Below are 17442 nucleotides of genomic sequence, written 5' to 3' on the forward strand. Positions count from 1 at the left end.
AGATCATCAAGCGGCGCGCCGGCCGAGCGGCGAGCCCACCGCGCCGGCTGGCGCGCCCGGTCCCGCGGTCTGGATGGCTTCCGAGGGATCGGGCTGCACGAAGGCCATTTGCATGTCGCGCATGCGCTTCTTTTCGCGGGCGGCCATCATTTGGTTCACCGCGATCACGCCGATCGTCACCGCGCAAATGAAGAGCGTGGCGAGCGCGTTCATTTCCGGATTCAGGCCGAGGCGCACGCGCGAGAACACCACGAGCGGCAGCGTGGTCGAGCCGGGGCCGGAGAGGAACGCCGAGAGCACGAGGTCGTCGATCGAGAGCGTGAACGAGAGCAGCCAGCCCGAGAGCAGCGCCTGCGAGATGAGCGGCAGCGTGACCACGAAGAACACCTTGAGCGGCGTGGCGCCCAGATCGAGCGCGGCTTCTTCGAGCGACTTGTCGAGTTCCTTCACGCGCGACTGCACGACGATTGCCACGTACGAGACGCACAGCATCACGTGACCGATCCACATGGTGATCACGCCGCGGCCCTTCGGCCAGCCGATGAGCTGCTCCATCGCGACGAACAGCAACAGCAGCGAGATGCCCTGGATCACTTCGGGAATCACGAGCGGCGCGTTGATCATCCCGGCAAACAGCGTGAAGCCGCGAAAGCGTCCGAAGCGCGCGAGCACGAAGCCGGCCCACGTGCCGATCACGACCGAGGCGAACGCGGTCATGAGGCCGATCTTTAGCGACAGCCATGCTGCGGTGAGCAGTTCGTCGTCCTGCAGCAGCGCGGCGTACCACTTGAGCGAGAAGCCCGACCACACGGTCACGAGCTTCGACTCGTTGAACGAGTACACCACGAGGCTGATGATCGGGATATAGAGGAACAGGAATCCCAGCGAGAGAACGCCTGTGGAAAGTGTGCGATTGGGCTTGATCATTTGCTTTCCTCCAGTTCCTTGACCTGGTAGTACTGAAAGACTGCCATCGGCACGAGCAGCAGCACGACCATGGCGACGGTGACCGCCGAGGCCATCGGCCAGTCCATATTGTTGAAAAACTCATCCCACATGACGCGGCCGATCATGAGCGTGTCCGCGCCGCCGAGCAGTTCGGGAATCACGTACTCGCCCACCGCCGGAATGAACACCAGCAGGCTGCCCGCGATGATCCCGTTCTTCGAGAGCGGCAGCGTGATCTGCGTGAACGCGACCCACGGCTTCGCACCGAGGTCGTAGGCGGCTTCGAGCAGCGTGAGGTCCATCTTCACGAGGTGCGCGTAAAGCGGCATCACCATGAAGGGCAGGTACGAATAGACCATGCCGATATAGACGCCCGCATCGCTGTGATAGAGGCGCAGCGGCGAGTGAATCAGGCCAATCGCGATGAGTGCGTGATTGAGCAGGCCGTCGTCCTTGAGAATGCCGATCCACGCGTAGACGCGAATCAGGAACGACGTCCAGAACGGCAGCATCACGCCCATCATCAGCAGGTTGCGCGTGGCCGGGTTGGAGCGCGCGATGTAGTAGGCGATGGGATAGCCGATCAGCAAGCAGAAGAAAGTCGAGACCGCCGCCATCTTCAGCGAGCTGATATAGGTGGCGATATAGAGGCTGTCCTGCAGCAGGAAGACATAGTGACCCAGTTGCAGCGAGAGGTGCACCATGCCGTCTTTCATCGCGGCGAGGCTCGAATACGGCGGAATGCTCATCGCCTGATCGGCGAAGCTGATCTTGAACACCAGCACGAACGGCAGCGCGAAGAACAGCGTGAGCCACAGGAACGGCACGCCGATCACCGTGCTGCGGCCCGAGGGCAGGAAGCGCGAGAGCATGCGCCCGAGCGCGCCGCGCGAGGCGGCGGGCGTAGTGGAGGACATTGGAGTACTCATCCCGGCTTCTCCCTTATTGCGTGAGCACGACGCCGCTTGCGGGCGACCACGAGACATAGACGTCGTCGTTCCATGCCGGCGCGCCTTCGTTCATGAGGTGCGAGCTGGAGAGGTTCGAGACGATGGTTTTGCCGCCAGGCAGGCGCACGTGATACAGCGAGTAGCTGCCCATATAGGCGACGTCGGTGACCACGCCGCGCGCCCAGTTGTGTGGCGTACCAGGCTTCTCGCGCGAAACGCGCACGCGCTCCGGACGCACCGAGATGCCCACCGGCATGCCGAGCGGCCCGGTCACGCCGTGGCTCACGTACATGCGCGTTTCCAGGTCTTCGCTTTCGACGTAGATGTGATCGGGCTCGTCTTCCACGACCTTGCCTTCGAACAGGTTGGTCGAGCCGATGAATTCGGCCGAGAAGCGGCTGTTGGGGAATTCGTAGACGTCGTTGGGCGAACCGATCTGCACGATGCGGCCTTCGCTCATCACCGCGAGGCGGTTGGCCATCGTCATCGCTTCTTCCTGGTCGTGCGTGACCATCACACAGGTGACATCGACCTTCTCGATGATGTTCACGAGTTCGAGCTGGGTCTTCTGGCGGATCTTCTTGTCGAGCGCCGACATCGGCTCGTCGAGCAGCAGCAGCTTCGGCCGCTTGACGAGCGAGCGCGCGAGCGCGACGCGCTGCTGCTGGCCACCCGAAAGCTGATGCGGCTTGCGCTTCGCGTAGCGGCCCATCTGCACGAGATTGAGCGCATCGGCCACGCGTTCGCGGATCTCGTTCCTCGGCACGCCTTCCTGCTTGAGGCCGAACGCGACGTTCGATTCCACGCTCATGTGCGGAAACAGCGCGTACGACTGGAACATCATGTTGACCGGGCGGCGATATGGCGGGAGCGTCGCGAGGTCTTCGCCGTCGACGAAGATCTTGCCCGAGGTGGCCGTCTCGAAGCCCGCGAGCATGCGCAGCAGCGTGGACTTGCCGCAGCCCGAGCTGCCGAGCAGCGCGAAGAGCTCGTTCTTCGCGATGTTCAGGCTCACGTTGTTGACGGCGACGCTGTCGCCGAACTTCTTGACGACGTTTTCGATGCGCACGAAGGCGTCGCGGGAGCTGGCCGCGGCGCTGGCGCGAGCGGCTTCGGAGGCGTTGACTTTGGACGTCGGATTCATGATCTAACTGGGTTCCTTTCTGATCGCGGCACTGGCCTGTCTTTTCCCGGTTTGGCAAAACGCGGGCGCGAGTTGCCCCGCACGGGGCGCTGGAAGCGACTCGCGGACATCAGCACTACGAACTGAGCTCGTTGGAGGCCAGGTGCGCCGGTTTAGAAAAAGGGGGCGACGCACTCAGCCGGACTTCGAAACAGCAAACTTCTGGCGGCGAGGGGTCGAGCGATCCCTCTTCCGCGCGTTGTCTCCTTCCTTCTGCTTCGGTTTCCTTCCGGGGCGGACAACCGATCTCGTCAGTCGATCAGTGACCGGTCTTCAACTGCGACCAGAGACGGTTTTCGAGGCGCAGGATTTCGGCCGGCATCGGCTTCATCAGCGTCATCTTCTTGAGCACGTCTTCGGGCGGATAGACCGTCGGGTCCTGCGCGACTCCCGGCGTCACGAACTGGCGCGCGGCCTTGTTCGCCGTGGGATAGAACACTTCGTTGGTGATGGCCGCGTTGACCTTCGGATCTTCGATGTAGTTGATCCACTTCATCGCGTTCTCGGCGTTCGGCGCGTCCTTCGGAATCACCATCACGTCGAACCAGAGCAGCCCGCCTTCCTTCACGTTCGAGAACTTGATGTGGTACGGGCGCTTGGCTTCCTCGGCACGGCGGTGCGCGATGCCCACGTCGCCCGACCAGCCGACCACCACGCAAACATCGTTGTTCACGAGGTCGTTGATGTAGCCCGACGAATTGAACTGCGTGATGTACGGGCGGACTTTCTTCAGCACTTCATAGGCTGCCTGGTAGTCGGCCGGGTTCGTGCTGTTCGGGTTCTTGCCCATGTATTGCAGTGTCGCGGCGAATACGTCCACGGCCTGATCGAGGAACGACACGCCGCAGCTCTTGAGCTTCGAAAGATTGGCGGGGTCGAGCACGAGCGCCCAGCTGTCCACCGGCGCATTCGGGCCGAGCACCTTTTCGATGGCTTCCTGGTTGTAGCCGATGCCGTCCGTGCCGAAGGCCCACGGCACGCCGTACTGATTGCCCGGATCGGCGTCGGCGATCATGTGCATGAGCACGGGATCGAGGTTCGCGAGGTTGGGGATCTTCGACTTGTCGAGCTTCTGGTACACGCCGGCCTGGATCTGCTTGGCCATGTAGTTCGAGGTGGGCACTACGATGTCGTAGCCCGAGCTGCCGGCGAGCAGCTTGGCTTGCAGCGTATCGTCGCTATCGTAGTTGTCGTACTTCACGTGAATGCCCGACTGCTTTTCGAAGTTCGGGATCGTATCTTTCGCAATGTAGTCGGACCAGTTGTAGACATTGAGCTGATTGTCGGCGGCGTGCGCCGGCGCGCTCGACGTGGCCGTGAGGCCCGCGCATACGGCAAGCGCGGCCAGCGCGACAGCGTGACGAAGATGACTGACACTCATGTTGGTATCCCTGGAAGGTGAGGATTGGCGGGCGGCGCACGCACCCCGTCGTGCGCCGCCGGCCCTTACGTTTGCAGCGTTACGAAAGTCCCAGTTGTTGCGCGGTTGCGTCGATGGCCTTTTTCGCCTTCGTCACGATTTCGTCAATCTCGGCGCGCGTGATCACGAGCGGCGGCGAGAGCAGCATGCGGTCGCCGGTGGCGCGCATGATGAGATTGCCGTTGAAGCAGAAGTCGCGGCAGATCGTGCCCACGTCGCCGCCGTTCGCGAAGCGCTTGCGCGTTTTCGGATCCTCGGCCAATTGCAGGCCCGCGACCAGTCCAGCGCCCGAGATGTCGCCGATGATCGGGTGATTGGCGAAGGTTTCGCGCAGGCGCTGCTGGAAGTACGGGCCGGTGTCCGTCTTCACGCGCTCGACGATCTTCTCGTCGCGCAGCAGCTTGAGGTTCGCAACGGCAACAGCAGCCGCCACCGGATGGCCCGAGTAGGTGAGGCCGTGATTAAAGTCGCCGTTCTCGATGAGCGCCTTCGCCACGCGGTCGTGAATGCCCACCGCGCCCATCGGCACATAGCCGCTCGTGAGGCCCTTGGCCATCGTGATCAGATCGGGCTCGAAGCCCAGATGCTGATGCGCGAACCATTCGCCGGTGCGCCCGAAGCCGCCGATCACTTCGTCGGCGCACAGCAAGATGTCGTACTTGCGGCAGATGCGCTGGATTTCCGGCCAGTAGGTCGAGGGCGGGAAAATCACGCCGCCCGCGCCCTGGAACGGCTCGCCGATGAACGCGGCCACATTCTCCGCACCCACTTCGAGAATCTTCGCCTCGAGCTGCTGCGCCCGCGCGAGACCGAACTCCTCGGGCGTCATGTTGCCTTGCGCTTCGCCGAAGAAGTACGGTTGATCGATGTGCACGATGTTCTCGACCTTCGAGGGCATTTGCTCGTGCATATAGCCCATGCCGCCGAGCGTTCCGCCCGCGATGGTCGAACCGTGATAAGCGTTTTTGCGCGAGATGACGAACTTCTTCGCGGGCTTGCCTTGCGTGAGCCAGTACTGGTGCACGATGCGCAGTACCGTGTCGTTGCCTTCGGAGCCGCTGTTGCAGTAGAAAAAGTGATTGAACGGCTCGGGCGATACCTCGGCCAGCAGCGCCGAAAGCTCGATCACCGGCGGATGCGTGGTCTTGAAGAAGGTGTTGTAGTAGGGCAGTTCCTGCAACTGCTTGTAGGCGGCATCGGCGAGTTCCTTGCGGCCGTAGCCCACGTTCACGCACCAGAGTCCGGCCATGCCGTCGATGATCTGGTTGCCTTCCGAATCCCACAGGTACAGGCCCTTCGCTTTCACGATCACGCGGCTGCCGGCCTTGTTGAGCGAGCCCATGTCCGAGAACGGATGGATGTGGTGCGCGGCGTCGAGCGCGCGGTACTCGGCGGTCGAGCGCGCGGTCTGTGCACGCAGCGTCGTCGGCAGCTCTTGCACCGCGCTGGCGGGGGCGTCGATTCGATAGCTCATGTTTCGTTTCTCCTTTCTGTTACACGTGCAGCAGCAGGTGCTTGCGCTCCCACGAGCTGATCACGCGGAAATACGCTTCGTATTCGGTTTCCTTGAGCGCGAGATACGCGCGCACGAACTTCTCGCCGAGGATGTCCTTGAGCGGCTCGCATGCGGCCATCAGCGAGATGCCTTCCTCGAGGTTGCGCGGCAGCTGATACGGCAGCGAGTAGCCGTCGCTCACGAGCGGCTCGGTGGGCTTGAGGTGCTGCGTCATGCCCAGATAGCCGGCGGCCAGCGTGGCCGCGATCGCGAGATACGGGTTCGTGTCCACGCCCGGAATGCGGTTTTCCACGCGGCGCGCGACCGGCGACGAATACGGCACGCGGAAGCCCACGGTGCGGTTGTCGTAGCCCCACGCCACATTGATGGGCGCGGCCATGAAACGCGAAAGACGGCGATACGAATTGATGTACGGCGCGAAGATCGGCATGAGCGCGGGCGTGTACTTCTGCAGGCCAGCGATGTATGCGTAGAACATGTCGGTGGCCTTGCCGTCCGAACCCGTGAAGAGGTTCTGGCCGCTCTCGGCGCTGATCATGCTCTGGTGAATGTGCATGGCCGAGCCCGGCTCGTTCTCCATCGGCTTCGCCATGAAGGTCGCGTACATGTGATGGCGCAGCGCGGCTTCGCGCACGGTGCGCTTGAAGAGGAACACGCGGTCGGCGAGATTGAGCGGGTCGCCGTGGAGGAAGTTGATCTCCATCTGCGCCGCGCCCACTTCGTGAATCAGCGTATCGACTTCGAGGCCCTGGATATCGCAGTACTCGTAGATATCTTCGAACAGCGGGTCGAACTCGTTGACCGCTTCGATCGAATACGCCTGGCGGCCCGTTTCCGGACGGCCCGTACGGCCGATGGGCGGCGCGAGCGGAATATCCGGGTCCTTGTTCATATCGACGAGGTAGAACTCCAGTTCCGGCGCGATCACGGGCTTCCAGCCCTTCGCCTCGTAGAGTTCGAGCACGCGGCGCAGCACGCGGCGCGGCGAGATCTCGACCGGCGTGCCGTCGAAGTGCACGCAATCGTGGATCACCTGTGCGGTGGGATCGACGGCCCACGGAATGATGCGGATGGTCGAGGCGTCGGGCACGCACACCATGTCCGGGTCGGTGACGCCGGTGAGGCTGCCGTCCTCGGGATAGTCGCCGGTCACGGTCTGGATCATCACCGCTTGCGGCAGCCGCATGTTTTCGCCGAATTCGAACTTGCTGCGCGGGATGATCTTGCCGCGCGCGATGCCCGCCATGTCGGGGATGATCGCTTCGATTTCGGTAATGTGGTGCTTCTTCAGGAAGTCGTCGATGTCGTTCATGATGATTCTCTCTGTTCTGTATGAGCCGGCGTCATGCGTGCATGGATTGGCGCTCGGCTTTCGCACGGTATTCGGGCCAGCATGCGGGCGCGGCAGGCTTCGCCAAACGCGCGGAAAATCGCGGTGGACAGCGCGTTCTGCGCGTGCTGCCATTCGGGATGCCATTGCACGCCGAGCGCGAAGCTCGCCGCATTGGCAACGCTGATCGCTTCGATAAGGCCGTCGGGTGCCGTTGCTTCCACAACCAGTCCGCTGCCGAGCGTTTCGAGGCCTTGCCCGTGCAGCGAATTCACCTCGGCCTCGCGAGTTTCGCCTGTGCCGCCGGCGATCCGCTGCAGCAAGCCGCCCTCGGCCAGTGAGATGGTGTGCGCCGGGCCATATTGCGATTCAAGCGAATCGGCCTTGTTCTCGCGATGGTCGTCGAAGCCGTCAACGGCATGCACTTGCTGATGCAGCGTGCCGCCGAACACCACGTTCATCTCCTGAAAGCCGCGGCAGATGGCGAGCACGGGCACGCCCGCGTCGATGGCCGCGCGCATCAGCGGCAGCGTGGTGGCGTCGCGCGCGGGGTCGTGCAGCGTGCCCGCAGCGCTAGCCGCGCCGCCGTAACGATGCGGCTCCACGTTCGAGTAGCTGCCGGTGAAGAGCAGGCCGTCCACGACTTCTAGCAGGTCGGCCGTGTCCTGCCTCGCGCCGAGCGCCGGCAGCACCAGCGCGAGGCCGCCCGAGCCGTCCACGGCGGCGGCGATGTACTTCTCGCCGGCCACGTGCGACGCGTGCGGTCCCATCATCGTGCGATCGGCAGTGACTCCAATCAATGGCTTGGTTCGCATGACTAATGTTTCACTTCTTCTGTCCGGGAGATGCATGTGCATATCGTTTTTCAGCAATGCCCGGACGTGACATGACCTTGCAACCCTGCACGAGGCAAGGCCGCAAACCTTGGGTGCGGCGCGCGAGCGTTGCTAACGCATGGCGCTGCGGGTGGAGATCATGTAGGCGGTTCGTTTCCGGCCGTTATGCGGCGAGACCGTGCAAAGGCGTGCGCAACCGCGCCGCGCTCGCGCAGCAATGCGGCTCGCGTGCAATCGACGGCGATGAAAACGAACGGCGCAGGAAAGAGAGGCGCTAGGGCAGCAGCGACGCGACTTCGTCCGTGTGAACGGCAATGAAGGCGCGGGCCGAGACGGCGTTATGGCGTCGAACGGACCGGCGGGAAAGAATGGTGAAGACGGAGGGAAGCAGGCGAGAGGCAAGCCTGCCGCGACTGCCGTCGGCGATGGCGGCGCAGTCACTGCGAAGACACCTCGCATGACTTCGTTCCCATCTCACCAGAGGGCCACGGACTCTCACAATTACACTCGACTGGGTGGTTGAAAAATTGCCCGATTTATTCAGTGCGGCATAAATACTTCGCAGTGCATCAATCTGAACATTGGTGTCGTTCAATGTGTTTTGCATGAGCGGCGTGTTGCAGGACCGTTTCATGCTTGTAGTCATCGTTCGATCGACCTGTTTTCAGCATATACGAGCCAAAAAGGCCGTCAATTATTTTTTACGTTTTTTGTGTCAGCACTTTCCCGAGGGTGTTCTGAAGACCACAACAAACACGAGATATGCCCGACTGTTTTTATATTTCGATTTACTTACAGGGGTTTCCACTAGCGCAAATTTTTGCAAACTGATTAGAATATTCAACACATCCAACGCGCCGTTTTGTTGTAATTCGCCCGTCGTTCATTGTTGTCCGCAGTCGTTTTTTGGCGCGCTTCCTGATCAACCGGCTTTCGAACGTGACCGAGTCCGCATCCGCTTCTACTGAAGTTGCAACACGTCTGCGCTACGTGCGCAAACGCTATGGGTTGTCGCAGCGCGAGCTCGCCAAGCGCGCGGGCGTCACGAACGGCGCGATCTCGCTGATCGAGCAAAGTCGTGTCAGTCCCTCCGTGGGCTCGCTCAAGAAGCTGCTCGAGTGCATTCCCATGAGTCTCGCGGAATTCTTCACCTTCGACCTGAATGAGGGCGCGAGCGTCGTGTCGCGCCGCAACGAGATGCCTAACCTCGGCAACGCGTCCATCGAGTTTTATCTCGCGGGTGCGAACGTGAAGGACCGCAACATGGGCATCATGCGCGAGGTTTATCAGCCGCTCGCCGACACCGGCGCCGAAATGCTCACGCATGCGGGCCACGAGGGCGGCGTCGTGGTGTCCGGCCAGCTCGAACTGAGCGTGGACGGCACCACCTGGCTGCTCGACCCCGGCGACAGCTACTACTTCGAAAGCCGTCTTCCACACCGGTTTCGCAATCCCAGCGCGAGCGATGTTTGCGAAGTGGTGTCGGCCAATTCGCCGCCCACCTTCTGACTCGCGCAAATCAGGTTCGCTTCTTGCCGGCGTTGTGTTGAATTCAGGCTGAATTTGGCCTGAAGTTCGGCTGCATCCCCGGCACGCCAAGCGGATCGCAAATCATTGAGGCATCCTCATGGAAAAGAGAACTCTCGCTTACTGGCAGGACAAGGCCGCATCGCTTTCGATCGAAGGGCGTGCATTCATCGACGGCGCGTCGCGCGATGCGTACTCGGGCCGCACCTTCGATTGCGTGAGCCCCATCGACGGCCGCGTGCTCGCGAACGTGGCCGATTGCGGCGCGGCCGATGTCGATGCCGCCGTGGCCGCCGCGCGCCGCGCCTTCGAACAGGGTGTGTGGGCGGGCCGCAATCCGCGTGAGCGCAAGGCGGTGCTGCTGCGCTGGGCCGCGCTCATGCGCGAGCATCTGGACGAACTCGCGCTGCTCGAAACGCTCGACGCGGGCAAGCCGATTGGCGACACCACCACGGTGGACGTGCCGGGCGCGGCCTATTGCGTCGAATGGTTCGCCGAGGCCATCGACAAGGTGGGCGGCGAAGTCGTGCCCGCCGACCATCATCTCGTGGGCCTTGTCACGCGCGAGCCCATTGGCGTGGTGGCAGCCGTGGTGCCATGGAATTTCCCGATCCTGATGGCGTCGTGGAAGTTCGGCCCGGCGCTGGCCGCCGGCAACAGCGTCGTGCTCAAGCCATCGGAGAAGTCGCCGCTCACCGCCATTCGCGTTGCGCAGCTCGCGCACGAGGCCGGCATTCCGGCGGGCGTGTTCAACGTGCTGCCGGGCGGCGGCGAGCCGGGCAAGCTGCTTGCATTGCATCGCGACGTGGACTGCCTTGCCTTCACGGGCTCGACCAGCGTGGGCAAGCAGATCATGCAGTACGCGGGCCAGTCCAATCTCAAGCGCGTGTGGCTCGAACTCGGCGGCAAATCGCCCAATATCGTGCTGCCCGATTGCCCGGACCTCGATCGTGCGGCCAAGGCCGCGGCGGGCGCGATCTTCTACAACATGGGCGAGATGTGTACGGCGGGCTCGCGACTGCTCGTGCATCGCGACATCAAGGATGTATTTCTCGCGAAGCTGCTGGAAGCCGCGAAGGCGTACAAGCCTGGGAATCCTCTTGATCCCGATGTCTCGATGGGCGCGATCGTCGACAAGCTTCAGCTCGAGCGCGTGCTCGGCTATATCGAGGCGGGACGCAAGGATTCCACGCTGCTGCTGGGCGGCGAGCGCGTGAACGCTTCGAGCGGCGGCTTCTATGTGGAGCCGACCGTGTTCGATACGCGCCACGACGCACGCATCGCGCGCGAGGAGATTTTCGGCCCGGTGCTTTCGGTCATCACGTTCGACACGATCGACGAAGCGGTGCGCATCGCCAACGACAGCGATTACGGCCTGGCGGCGGCCGTGTGGACCGCGAACCTTACGCATGCGCATGAGATTTCGCGCCGCTTGCGCGCCGGCACCGTGTGGGTCAACTGCTATGACGAAGGCGGCGACATGAACTTCCCGTTCGGCGGCTTCAAGGAGTCGGGCAATGGCCGCGATAAATCGCTCCATGCGCTCGAGAAGTACACGGAGCTGAAGTCGACGCTCGTGCGGCTGCGCTAAAAGCGTGGAATGAGCTCGCGCGGCGGCGCAAGTTGCTGCGCGGGCTAGCTCGCAGGCGCGCGAGCGATTCGTATGATCAGCGCTCGACCAGCGCGCCCAGATTGGCGCGCACGCGCTGGAGCATCCGGCTGAATTGCTCGGCCTCTTCGGGCGTGAAGCCGGCCAGCGCTTCGGCCTGCACCTCGTCGCCCACGCGGCGCGCGCCGCCGAGCGCGCTTTCGGCCTTGGGCGTGAGGCTCACGAGCCATTCGCGGCGGTCCTCGGGATTGGGCGCGCGCACGACCCAGCCGCCTTCCTCCATTCTTTCCAGCAGCCTGCCAGCGGAAATCGGCGCGACTTCGAGCCGCTCGGCCAGGCTCGCCTGGTTCATGTCGCCGTAATGCGCGAGGTACGCGATCGTGCGGCACTGCGCGCGCGTGAGTTCGAGTGACGACTTTGCAAGCGCGTCGTAACGTTTGCCATACAGGCTGCCCACGTCGACGACGAGAAAGCCGAAGCGTTTTTCCAGGTCGGTAGTCATCGCGCGATTATACGGTGCGCCGCGCGGCCGTTCTTTCCGGTTGTGCCGGGTCGATCGAGTCGTATAATAAGCAGGCTTACTATCTATGGGCTTAGTCTCCGCTCAGTCTCCACGTAGTCGACACCTGGCCGCCACGCCACCATGCGCCGCCCGAACCCACGATGACCGCAGTCCCGCACGGCACCGCCTCGCAACGTGAGACCGCGCCGCTCAATCGCGGCATGATCACCTTGTCGATCATGCTCGCCACGCTGATGCAGACGCTCGACAGCACGATCGCCAACGTCGCGCTCCCGCACATGCAGGGCACGCTTTCGGCCTCGCAGGACGAGATCACGTGGGTGCTCACCTCGTACATCGTGGCGGCGGCCATTGCCACGCCGCTCACGGGGTGGCTCGCCGACCGCTTCGGCGTGAAGCGGCTGCTCGGCGCGGCCATTGCGGGCTTCACGGTGGCCTCGGCGTTGTGCGGGCTCTCGGAAACGCTTGGCGAGATCGTCGGCTCGCGCCTGTTGCAGGGCATATTCGGCGCGTCGCTCGTGCCGCTCTCGCAGTCGATCCTGCTCGACATCAATCCGCGCGAGCGCCAGGGGCAGGCCATGGCCGTCTGGGGCATGGGCGTGATGGTGGGCCCCGTGCTCGGTCCCACGCTGGGCGGCTGGCTCACGGACAGCTACAACTGGCGCTGGGTGTTCTTCATCAACGTGCCGATCGGCGCATTCGCGTTCTTCGGCGTCTCCACCTTCATGCCCTCGCGCACGCCGCGCTGCGAGACGCGCTTCGACGTGTTCGGCTTCGCCACGCTCGCGCTCGCCATCGGCGCGCTGCAGGCCTTGCTCGACCGCGGCGAGCAGCTCGACTGGTTCGGCTCGCTCGAAATCCGCATCGAAGCGCTGGCCTCGTGCATCGCGTTCGCGTTCTTCGTCGTGCATACGGCTACGTCGGGCCCCAACACGTTCTTTCGCTATCAACTGCTCAAGGACCGCAATTTCGCCACCGGCACGCTGTTCATCTTCGTGATCGGCGCGGTGCTCTACGCCACGCGCGCGCTCCTGCCGCCCATGCTGCAGAACTTGATGGGCTACCCGGTCGCCACCACCGGACTCGTCACGGCGCCCAGCGGCGCGGGCACCATGCTGGCCATGCTGATCGCAGGGCGCCTGCTCAAGCACGTGGACGCGCGCGCGATGCTGCTGTTCGGCTTCGTGGTGTCCGCCTGGGCGCTGTGGCAGATGATGCAGTACACGATCGTGCTCTCGGCCTCCGATATCGTATGGCCCGGCGTGGTGCAGGGCTTCGGGCTCGGCTTCGTGTTCGTGCCGCTTTCCACGCTGACGTTCTCGACGCTCACGCCGCAGTTGCGCGCGGACGGCACGGCCACGTACAGCCTGATGCGCAACATCGGCAGCAGTATCGGCATATCGATCGTGCAGACTTTCGTGACGCGCGGCACGCAGATCGCGCACGCGGATCTGGCCGCGCACGTCACGCCGTTCAACCCCGCGCTCGAGCCGATGCTCGCCTCCGGATCGCGCTACGATCTCGCCGTGCTCAACCAGTCGATCACGCAGCAGGCGCAGATGATTGCGTATCTGAACGACTTCAAGATGATGTTCGTCGCCACGCTGCTGGTGATTCCGCTGCTCGTGCTGATCCGGCCTTCGGCGGGCAGCGGGGCGGCCGACGCAAGCCACGCGGCGATGGACTGATCTCCTGCTCACGCGCGATGCTCTCCGCTGTCTCGATCCGCCCCTGCTCGACGCCGGGTTCACTCGTCACGCTCGTGCTGATTCTGCTGCATCTGCACGACGGCTGACCCCAGAAGCACTGCGCTCTCAACCCGCACGGTGCGCGAAGTGATGGCACGGTGCTTGCGGCAGTCGGGTCATGGTTTGAATTGGGAGAATGACGATGATCTGGCTTCGACGCAGCCGCGCATTGCGGGCATGTGTACTCGTTGCCGCCACTGTATCGATGCTGGGTGCCGGCGCTTGCACGCTGGGCGGTGCCGCGGCAGGCGGCTATATCGGCAACAGGGCAACCAACGGCAGTGCCGTGGGCACGGTGGGCGGCGCCGTTGCGGGTGGTGTGATCGGACACGAACTCGGCAAATAAGCGCCCGTACGGCTTCAATTCTTGCAAGACTTTCTTGTCTTACACGTTGCGCGCGATATCGCTCATCGCATTCTTGGATGGGTATAACGGCGCAACGGATTTCTCTCTTATTTGACCGCCCCCAGCGCGAGCCCCTTCACCATATAGCGCTGCAACCACGCGAACACCACGGAAACCGGCAGCGTGGCCGCGAGCGTGGCCGCCATCACCAGTTCCCATTCGACGGTGTATTTGCCGGCCACCATGTCGGTGACCTGCACGGTGAGCGTCTTGTTCTCGGGCGAGCGGATCAGCGTATAGACCACCGCGAATTCGTTCCACGCGCTGATGAAGGTGAAGATCGCCGTGACCACCACGGCCGGCACCGCGAGCGGCAGGAACACGCGCAGCACCGCGCCGCTGCGGCTGCACCCTTCGAGCCAGGCCGACTCTTCGAGATCGCGCGGCACGGTCTGGAAATACGAAGACAGCATCCACACCGCGAACGCGATGTTGAACGCCGCATACGAGACGATCACGCCGATCTTCGAATCGACGAGATTGCCGTCGCCGTAAGGGATCATCGCGGCGAGCCGGAACAGGCCCACCACCAGCAGGATCGGTGAGAGCATCTGCGTGACCAGCAGGAACTGGCGGTAGAGCCCGCGCCCGCGAAACGGAAAGCGCGCGAGCGCGTAGGCGGCGGGCAGGCTCACCGCGAGCGCGAGCGCCGTGGAGAGACACGAGATCACGATGCTGTTGCGCAGCGCGACGCCGAAGTTGGCGGCCTGCCACATGTCGACATAGTTTTCCCAGCGCCAATGCACGGGCAGCCAGCGCGCCGGATAGACGAACACCTCGGAGGCGGGCTTGAACGAGGTGAAGAACATCACCGCGAACGGAAACAGCACGGCCACCACGAGCGGCGAAAGCGCGAGCCAGCACCAGAGCGAGCGTTTGAGCTTGCGGTTCATGCGAGGTCTCCTTCGGCGTTGCCGCCACGCCTCGCCTGCACGCGCAGATAAGCCACCGAAAACGCGAACAGGATCACGAGCATGATGAGCGAGACGGCGGCCGCTTCGCCGGGCCGGCCGAGCCGGAAGCCGAGTTCGTAGAGGTAGGTGACGAGAATGTGGGTGCTGTCGTCGGGGCCGCCTTGCGTCATCACCCAGATGATCGGGAATGAGTTGAACACGTAGATCACGTTGAGCAGGATCGCCATGTTGATGAAGGGCTTGAGTAGCGGCAGCGTGAGCTGGCGGAACTGCTGCCAGGCGCTTGCGCCGTCGATGCGCGCGGCTTCGTAGATGTCGCCCGGCACCGAGGAGAGCCCGCCCAGCAGGATCGTGGTGCTGAACGGGATCGACACGAGAATGCCCACGGCAATCTCGACCGGGAACGCATACTGGGGCGTGGCGAGCCAGTGGATCGGCCCCGAGATCATGCCGAGACGCTGCAGCGTGACGTTGACCATGCCGTAGTCGTCGTTGAAGGCCCAGCGCCAGACCACGGCGGTCATGGTGAGCGAGACCGACCACGGCAGCATGACGATGGTGCGCGCGATGCCGCGTCCATAGAAGTCCTGATTGAGGATCAGCGCGACCGGCACCGAGATCGCCACCGTCCCCACCACGACGCAGAACGTCCAGATCAGCGTGTTCTTCAGCGCGCTCAGGAACACGGGATCGGTGAAGACGTTGTAGAAGTTCTGCAAGCCGCTGAAGCCGCGAATCTGGCCGAAGCGCGACACCTCGTGCAGCGACTGGTACACGATGTTGAAGATCGGGTAGCTGATGATGAAGAGCGCCAGCGCGAGGCTCGGCACGATCAGCAGCCAGGGGGCGCGGGGTACGGCGATGGCGCGGTGTGAGCGGCTCATGTGACTTATGTGGCTCGTATGGCTCATGCGGCTGCGGTTCGTTGTGCGTGGAAGCGGACTGGGCGGAGCGCTTGCTTCGCCGTTCGCCGGACCGGCTGGCGGCGTTTGCTTCAGGGGGCCGGGGGGCATGGCGTGGTGCGTCCGGTGTTGCGGTCGTTGCATGAACGAACCGGCGCGCCGCGTAGCGAATCCCATGCTACGCCACGCGCCGGTTTTTCGCGGCGATAAGGCGCTTTGCTGCTTACTTCCCGAGCGACTTGTTGGCTTCGGCGGCGGCCTGGTTCAGCGCGTCGGCGGGCTTGGCCTTGCCGAGGTAGATCGACTGCATCGCGTTGGTCACGGCTTTGGCGGTGTCTTCCCAGCCCGTTACCGTGGGCGCGAAGCGCGCATGCGGCAGCAGCGCGACGAACGCCTTGGTGTCCGGATCCTGGAACGCCGGATCGGTGGCTTCAGCCTTGGTTGTCGGCAGGAAGCCCTCGGTGCTCGTGAACTCCACGCGCGGCTGCTTGGTGAACAGGAAGTCGAGGAACTTCCACGCGCTCTTCTTCACCTTCGAGTTCTTGAACATCATGATCGAGTCGGTGACGGCGTAGGTCGCGGGCGTCGTGCCCACCGGGATCGGGTCGATGCCGTACTTGATGTTCGGCGCTTCCTTCTTGAGCTGCTTGGCGAGGAACGGCGCGGAAATCATCATCGCCACGCGGCCCTGCTTGAAGAGGTTCTGCACGTCTTCGCGGCTGTAGCCCGTCACGCCAGGCTCCGTGAGGCCTTCGTCGATCATGGTCTTGTAGAGCGTGGCGGCCTTCACGCCGGCCGGCGAATTGAACGCGGCCTTGCCGTCCTTGCCCACTACATCGCCGCCGTTGGTCCACAGAGAATAGTAGTAGTACACATCGGTTTCGATTTCCTTGCCTTGCAGGCCGAACCCTGCAATGCCCTTCGCCTTGAGCTTCTTCGAGGCGTCGATCACTTCGTTCCAGCTCTTCGGCCCGTTCGGATAGCCCACCGAGGCGAGCATGTCCTTGTTGTAGTAGAGCGCGCGCGCGGACGCGGCGATCGGCAGGCCGTAAATCTTGCCGTTGATTTCGCCAGGCGCGAGGAACGGACCAATGAAGCGGCCCTTGAAGTTCGCATCCATATAAGGATCGAGCGGCTCGGCAATGTCGTCCTTCACGAAGTCGAGCAGCCAGCGCGTGCCGATGATCGCGAGGTCGGCGTTCGCGCCGCCGGAGATATCCGTCTGCAGCTTCTGTTGCAGCGAGTCCCAGTTCACGTCTTCGATCTTGATAGTGGTGCCGGGATTGGCGGCCTCGAACTGCTTGGCCATTTTCTCGAAGTACGGGGCCGTGGCGTCGCTGTAGTGAGCGACGGTCACGCGGACCGTGTCGGCATGCGCCACAACGGAAACGCCCGCCGCAGCGATACCAACCGTGAGCGCGGCGGCGAGCTTGCCGAGCGTGAAAGATGCACGTGCCTTAAACGCCATTCTCAATCTCCTGTGTCGATGGAAGCGGGTGTTGCGCACCTCGTCCCATCCCATGCGGGGTGGTTGCTGCCTGGTTTTTCGGGTTATTGCCGCCGCCTTGGCTTCGGTCGTCGTGCTGACCGTCTTGCGTTGTCTGAAAAAATCCTACAGGATGAAAAAAAC

At 63.2% G+C, this 17442-nt stretch carries 16 protein-coding genes; 4 read left to right on the top strand and 12 right to left on the bottom strand.

The features are described 5' to 3' along the window. Positions 1 to 6: 6 nt before the first annotated feature. The 8 genes from NH14_RS01130 to NH14_RS33290 all read right to left on the bottom strand — a co-directional run bounded on the left by NH14_RS01130 (position 7) and on the right by NH14_RS33290 (position 8682). Positions 7 to 927 carry an ABC transporter permease subunit gene (locus tag NH14_RS01130; protein WP_052148122.1) on the bottom strand — a complete coding sequence of 307 codons (921 nt, stop codon included), beginning with the start codon at positions 925 to 927 and terminating at the stop codon, positions 7 to 9. Next, a complete protein-coding gene (locus NH14_RS01135; RefSeq protein ID WP_035528099.1) occupies positions 924 to 1877 on the bottom strand; it encodes an ABC transporter permease subunit in 954 nt (317 codons plus the stop codon). The genes NH14_RS01130 and NH14_RS01135 overlap by 4 nt, the downstream gene beginning before the upstream one ends. A 13-nt stretch (positions 1878 to 1890) precedes the next feature. Continuing rightward, complete coding sequence (locus NH14_RS01140; RefSeq protein WP_035528097.1) at positions 1891 to 3042, bottom strand: ABC transporter ATP-binding protein; 1152 nt, start codon at positions 3040 to 3042, stop codon at positions 1891 to 1893. Positions 3043 to 3340: 298 nt separating this feature from the next. Then, positions 3341 to 4462, bottom strand: a complete 1122-nt coding sequence (locus tag NH14_RS01145) for a polyamine ABC transporter substrate-binding protein (protein ID WP_035528094.1) — start codon at positions 4460 to 4462, stop codon at positions 3341 to 3343. Positions 4463 to 4541: 79 nt separating this feature from the next. Then, positions 4542 to 5975: an aspartate aminotransferase family protein gene (locus NH14_RS01150; protein ID WP_035528091.1), complete on the bottom strand. Its 1434-nt coding sequence runs from the start codon at positions 5973 to 5975 to the stop codon at positions 4542 to 4544. A gap of 19 nt (positions 5976 to 5994) precedes the next feature. Beyond that, on the bottom strand, positions 5995 to 7329 hold the full coding sequence (locus NH14_RS01155) for a glutamine synthetase family protein (RefSeq protein WP_035528088.1): 1335 nt from the start codon (positions 7327 to 7329) through the stop codon (positions 5995 to 5997). Continuing rightward, on the bottom strand, positions 7326 to 8162 hold the full coding sequence (locus NH14_RS01160) for a gamma-glutamyl-gamma-aminobutyrate hydrolase family protein (RefSeq protein WP_084225548.1): 837 nt from the start codon (positions 8160 to 8162) through the stop codon (positions 7326 to 7328). The genes NH14_RS01155 and NH14_RS01160 overlap by 4 nt, the downstream gene beginning before the upstream one ends. Positions 8163 to 8457: 295 nt before the next feature. After that, entirely contained in the window at positions 8458 to 8682 is a 225-nt protein-coding gene (locus NH14_RS33290) for a hypothetical protein (RefSeq protein WP_244143468.1), read from the bottom strand. A gap of 440 nt (positions 8683 to 9122) precedes the next feature. Here NH14_RS33290 and NH14_RS01170 point away from each other — a divergent pair, with 440 nt between their 5' ends. Continuing rightward, the gene (locus NH14_RS01170; RefSeq protein WP_035528320.1) at positions 9123 to 9692 is read left to right on the top strand and encodes a cupin domain-containing protein; all 570 of its coding nucleotides are present in this window, start codon (positions 9123 to 9125) and stop codon (positions 9690 to 9692) included. A gap of 118 nt (positions 9693 to 9810) precedes the next feature. Next, on the top strand, positions 9811 to 11301 hold the full coding sequence (locus NH14_RS01175) for an aldehyde dehydrogenase (protein ID WP_035528082.1): 1491 nt from the start codon (positions 9811 to 9813) through the stop codon (positions 11299 to 11301). Between the two features lie 76 nt (positions 11302 to 11377). Here NH14_RS01175 and NH14_RS01180 read toward each other — a convergent pair whose 3' ends face one another. Next, a complete protein-coding gene (locus tag NH14_RS01180) occupies positions 11378 to 11821 on the bottom strand; it encodes a MarR family winged helix-turn-helix transcriptional regulator (RefSeq protein WP_035528080.1) in 444 nt (147 codons plus the stop codon). A 161-nt stretch (positions 11822 to 11982) separates the two neighbouring features. Here NH14_RS01180 and NH14_RS01185 point away from each other — a divergent pair, with 161 nt between their 5' ends. Both NH14_RS01185 and NH14_RS01190 read left to right on the top strand, forming a co-directional pair. Beyond that, a complete protein-coding gene (locus tag NH14_RS01185; RefSeq protein WP_035528077.1) occupies positions 11983 to 13530 on the top strand; it encodes a DHA2 family efflux MFS transporter permease subunit in 1548 nt (515 codons plus the stop codon). A gap of 202 nt (positions 13531 to 13732) precedes the next feature. Then, complete coding sequence (locus NH14_RS01190) at positions 13733 to 13936, top strand: glycine zipper 2TM domain-containing protein (RefSeq protein WP_084225557.1); 204 nt, start codon at positions 13733 to 13735, stop codon at positions 13934 to 13936. A 107-nt stretch (positions 13937 to 14043) separates the two neighbouring features. Here NH14_RS01190 and NH14_RS01195 read toward each other — a convergent pair whose 3' ends face one another. The 3 genes from NH14_RS01195 to NH14_RS01205 all read right to left on the bottom strand — a co-directional run bounded on the left by NH14_RS01195 (position 14044) and on the right by NH14_RS01205 (position 17280). Then, positions 14044 to 14889 carry a carbohydrate ABC transporter permease gene (locus tag NH14_RS01195; protein WP_035528070.1) on the bottom strand — a complete coding sequence of 282 codons (846 nt, stop codon included), beginning with the start codon at positions 14887 to 14889 and terminating at the stop codon, positions 14044 to 14046. Then, positions 14886 to 15794 carry a carbohydrate ABC transporter permease gene (locus tag NH14_RS01200; RefSeq protein WP_035528067.1) on the bottom strand — a complete coding sequence of 303 codons (909 nt, stop codon included), beginning with the start codon at positions 15792 to 15794 and terminating at the stop codon, positions 14886 to 14888. The genes NH14_RS01195 and NH14_RS01200 overlap by 4 nt, the downstream gene beginning before the upstream one ends. Positions 15795 to 16035: 241 nt before the next feature. Continuing rightward, positions 16036 to 17280, bottom strand: a complete 1245-nt coding sequence (locus tag NH14_RS01205) for an ABC transporter substrate-binding protein (protein WP_035528064.1) — start codon at positions 17278 to 17280, stop codon at positions 16036 to 16038. Positions 17281 to 17442 lie beyond the last annotated feature (162 nt).

The organism is Paraburkholderia sacchari (genome assembly GCF_000785435.2).
In the GTDB taxonomy this organism is placed as follows: domain Bacteria; phylum Pseudomonadota; class Gammaproteobacteria; order Burkholderiales; family Burkholderiaceae; genus Paraburkholderia; species Paraburkholderia sacchari.

Bases quoted from the DNA above. Each gene is read 5' to 3' on its own strand.
- NH14_RS01130 (WP_052148122.1), bottom strand. From the start codon at position 927: ATGATCAAGCCCAATCGCACACTTTCCACAGGCGTTCTCTCGCTGGGA.
- NH14_RS01135 (WP_035528099.1), bottom strand. From the start codon at position 1,877: ATGAGTACTCCAATGTCCTCCACTACGCCCGCCGCCTCGCGCGGCGCG.
- NH14_RS01140 (WP_035528097.1), bottom strand. From the start codon at position 3,042: ATGAATCCGACGTCCAAAGTCAACGCCTCCGAAGCCGCTCGCGCCAGC.
- NH14_RS01145 (WP_035528094.1), bottom strand. From the start codon at position 4,462: ATGAGTGTCAGTCATCTTCGTCACGCTGTCGCGCTGGCCGCGCTTGCC.
- NH14_RS01150 (WP_035528091.1), bottom strand. From the start codon at position 5,975: ATGAGCTATCGAATCGACGCCCCCGCCAGCGCGGTGCAAGAGCTGCCG.
- NH14_RS01155 (WP_035528088.1), bottom strand. From the start codon at position 7,329: ATGAACGACATCGACGACTTCCTGAAGAAGCACCACATTACCGAAATC.
- NH14_RS01160 (WP_084225548.1), bottom strand. From the start codon at position 8,162: ATGCGAACCAAGCCATTGATTGGAGTCACTGCCGATCGCACGATGATG.
- NH14_RS01175 (WP_035528082.1), top strand. From the start codon at position 9,811: ATGGAAAAGAGAACTCTCGCTTACTGGCAGGACAAGGCCGCATCGCTT.
- NH14_RS01180 (WP_035528080.1), bottom strand. From the start codon at position 11,821: ATGACTACCGACCTGGAAAAACGCTTCGGCTTTCTCGTCGTCGACGTG.
- NH14_RS01185 (WP_035528077.1), top strand. From the start codon at position 11,983: ATGACCGCAGTCCCGCACGGCACCGCCTCGCAACGTGAGACCGCGCCG.
- NH14_RS01190 (WP_084225557.1), top strand. From the start codon at position 13,733: ATGATCTGGCTTCGACGCAGCCGCGCATTGCGGGCATGTGTACTCGTT.
- NH14_RS01195 (WP_035528070.1), bottom strand. From the start codon at position 14,889: ATGAACCGCAAGCTCAAACGCTCGCTCTGGTGCTGGCTCGCGCTTTCG.
- NH14_RS01200 (WP_035528067.1), bottom strand. From the start codon at position 15,794: ATGAGCCGCTCACACCGCGCCATCGCCGTACCCCGCGCCCCCTGGCTG.
- NH14_RS01205 (WP_035528064.1), bottom strand. From the start codon at position 17,280: ATGGCGTTTAAGGCACGTGCATCTTTCACGCTCGGCAAGCTCGCCGCC.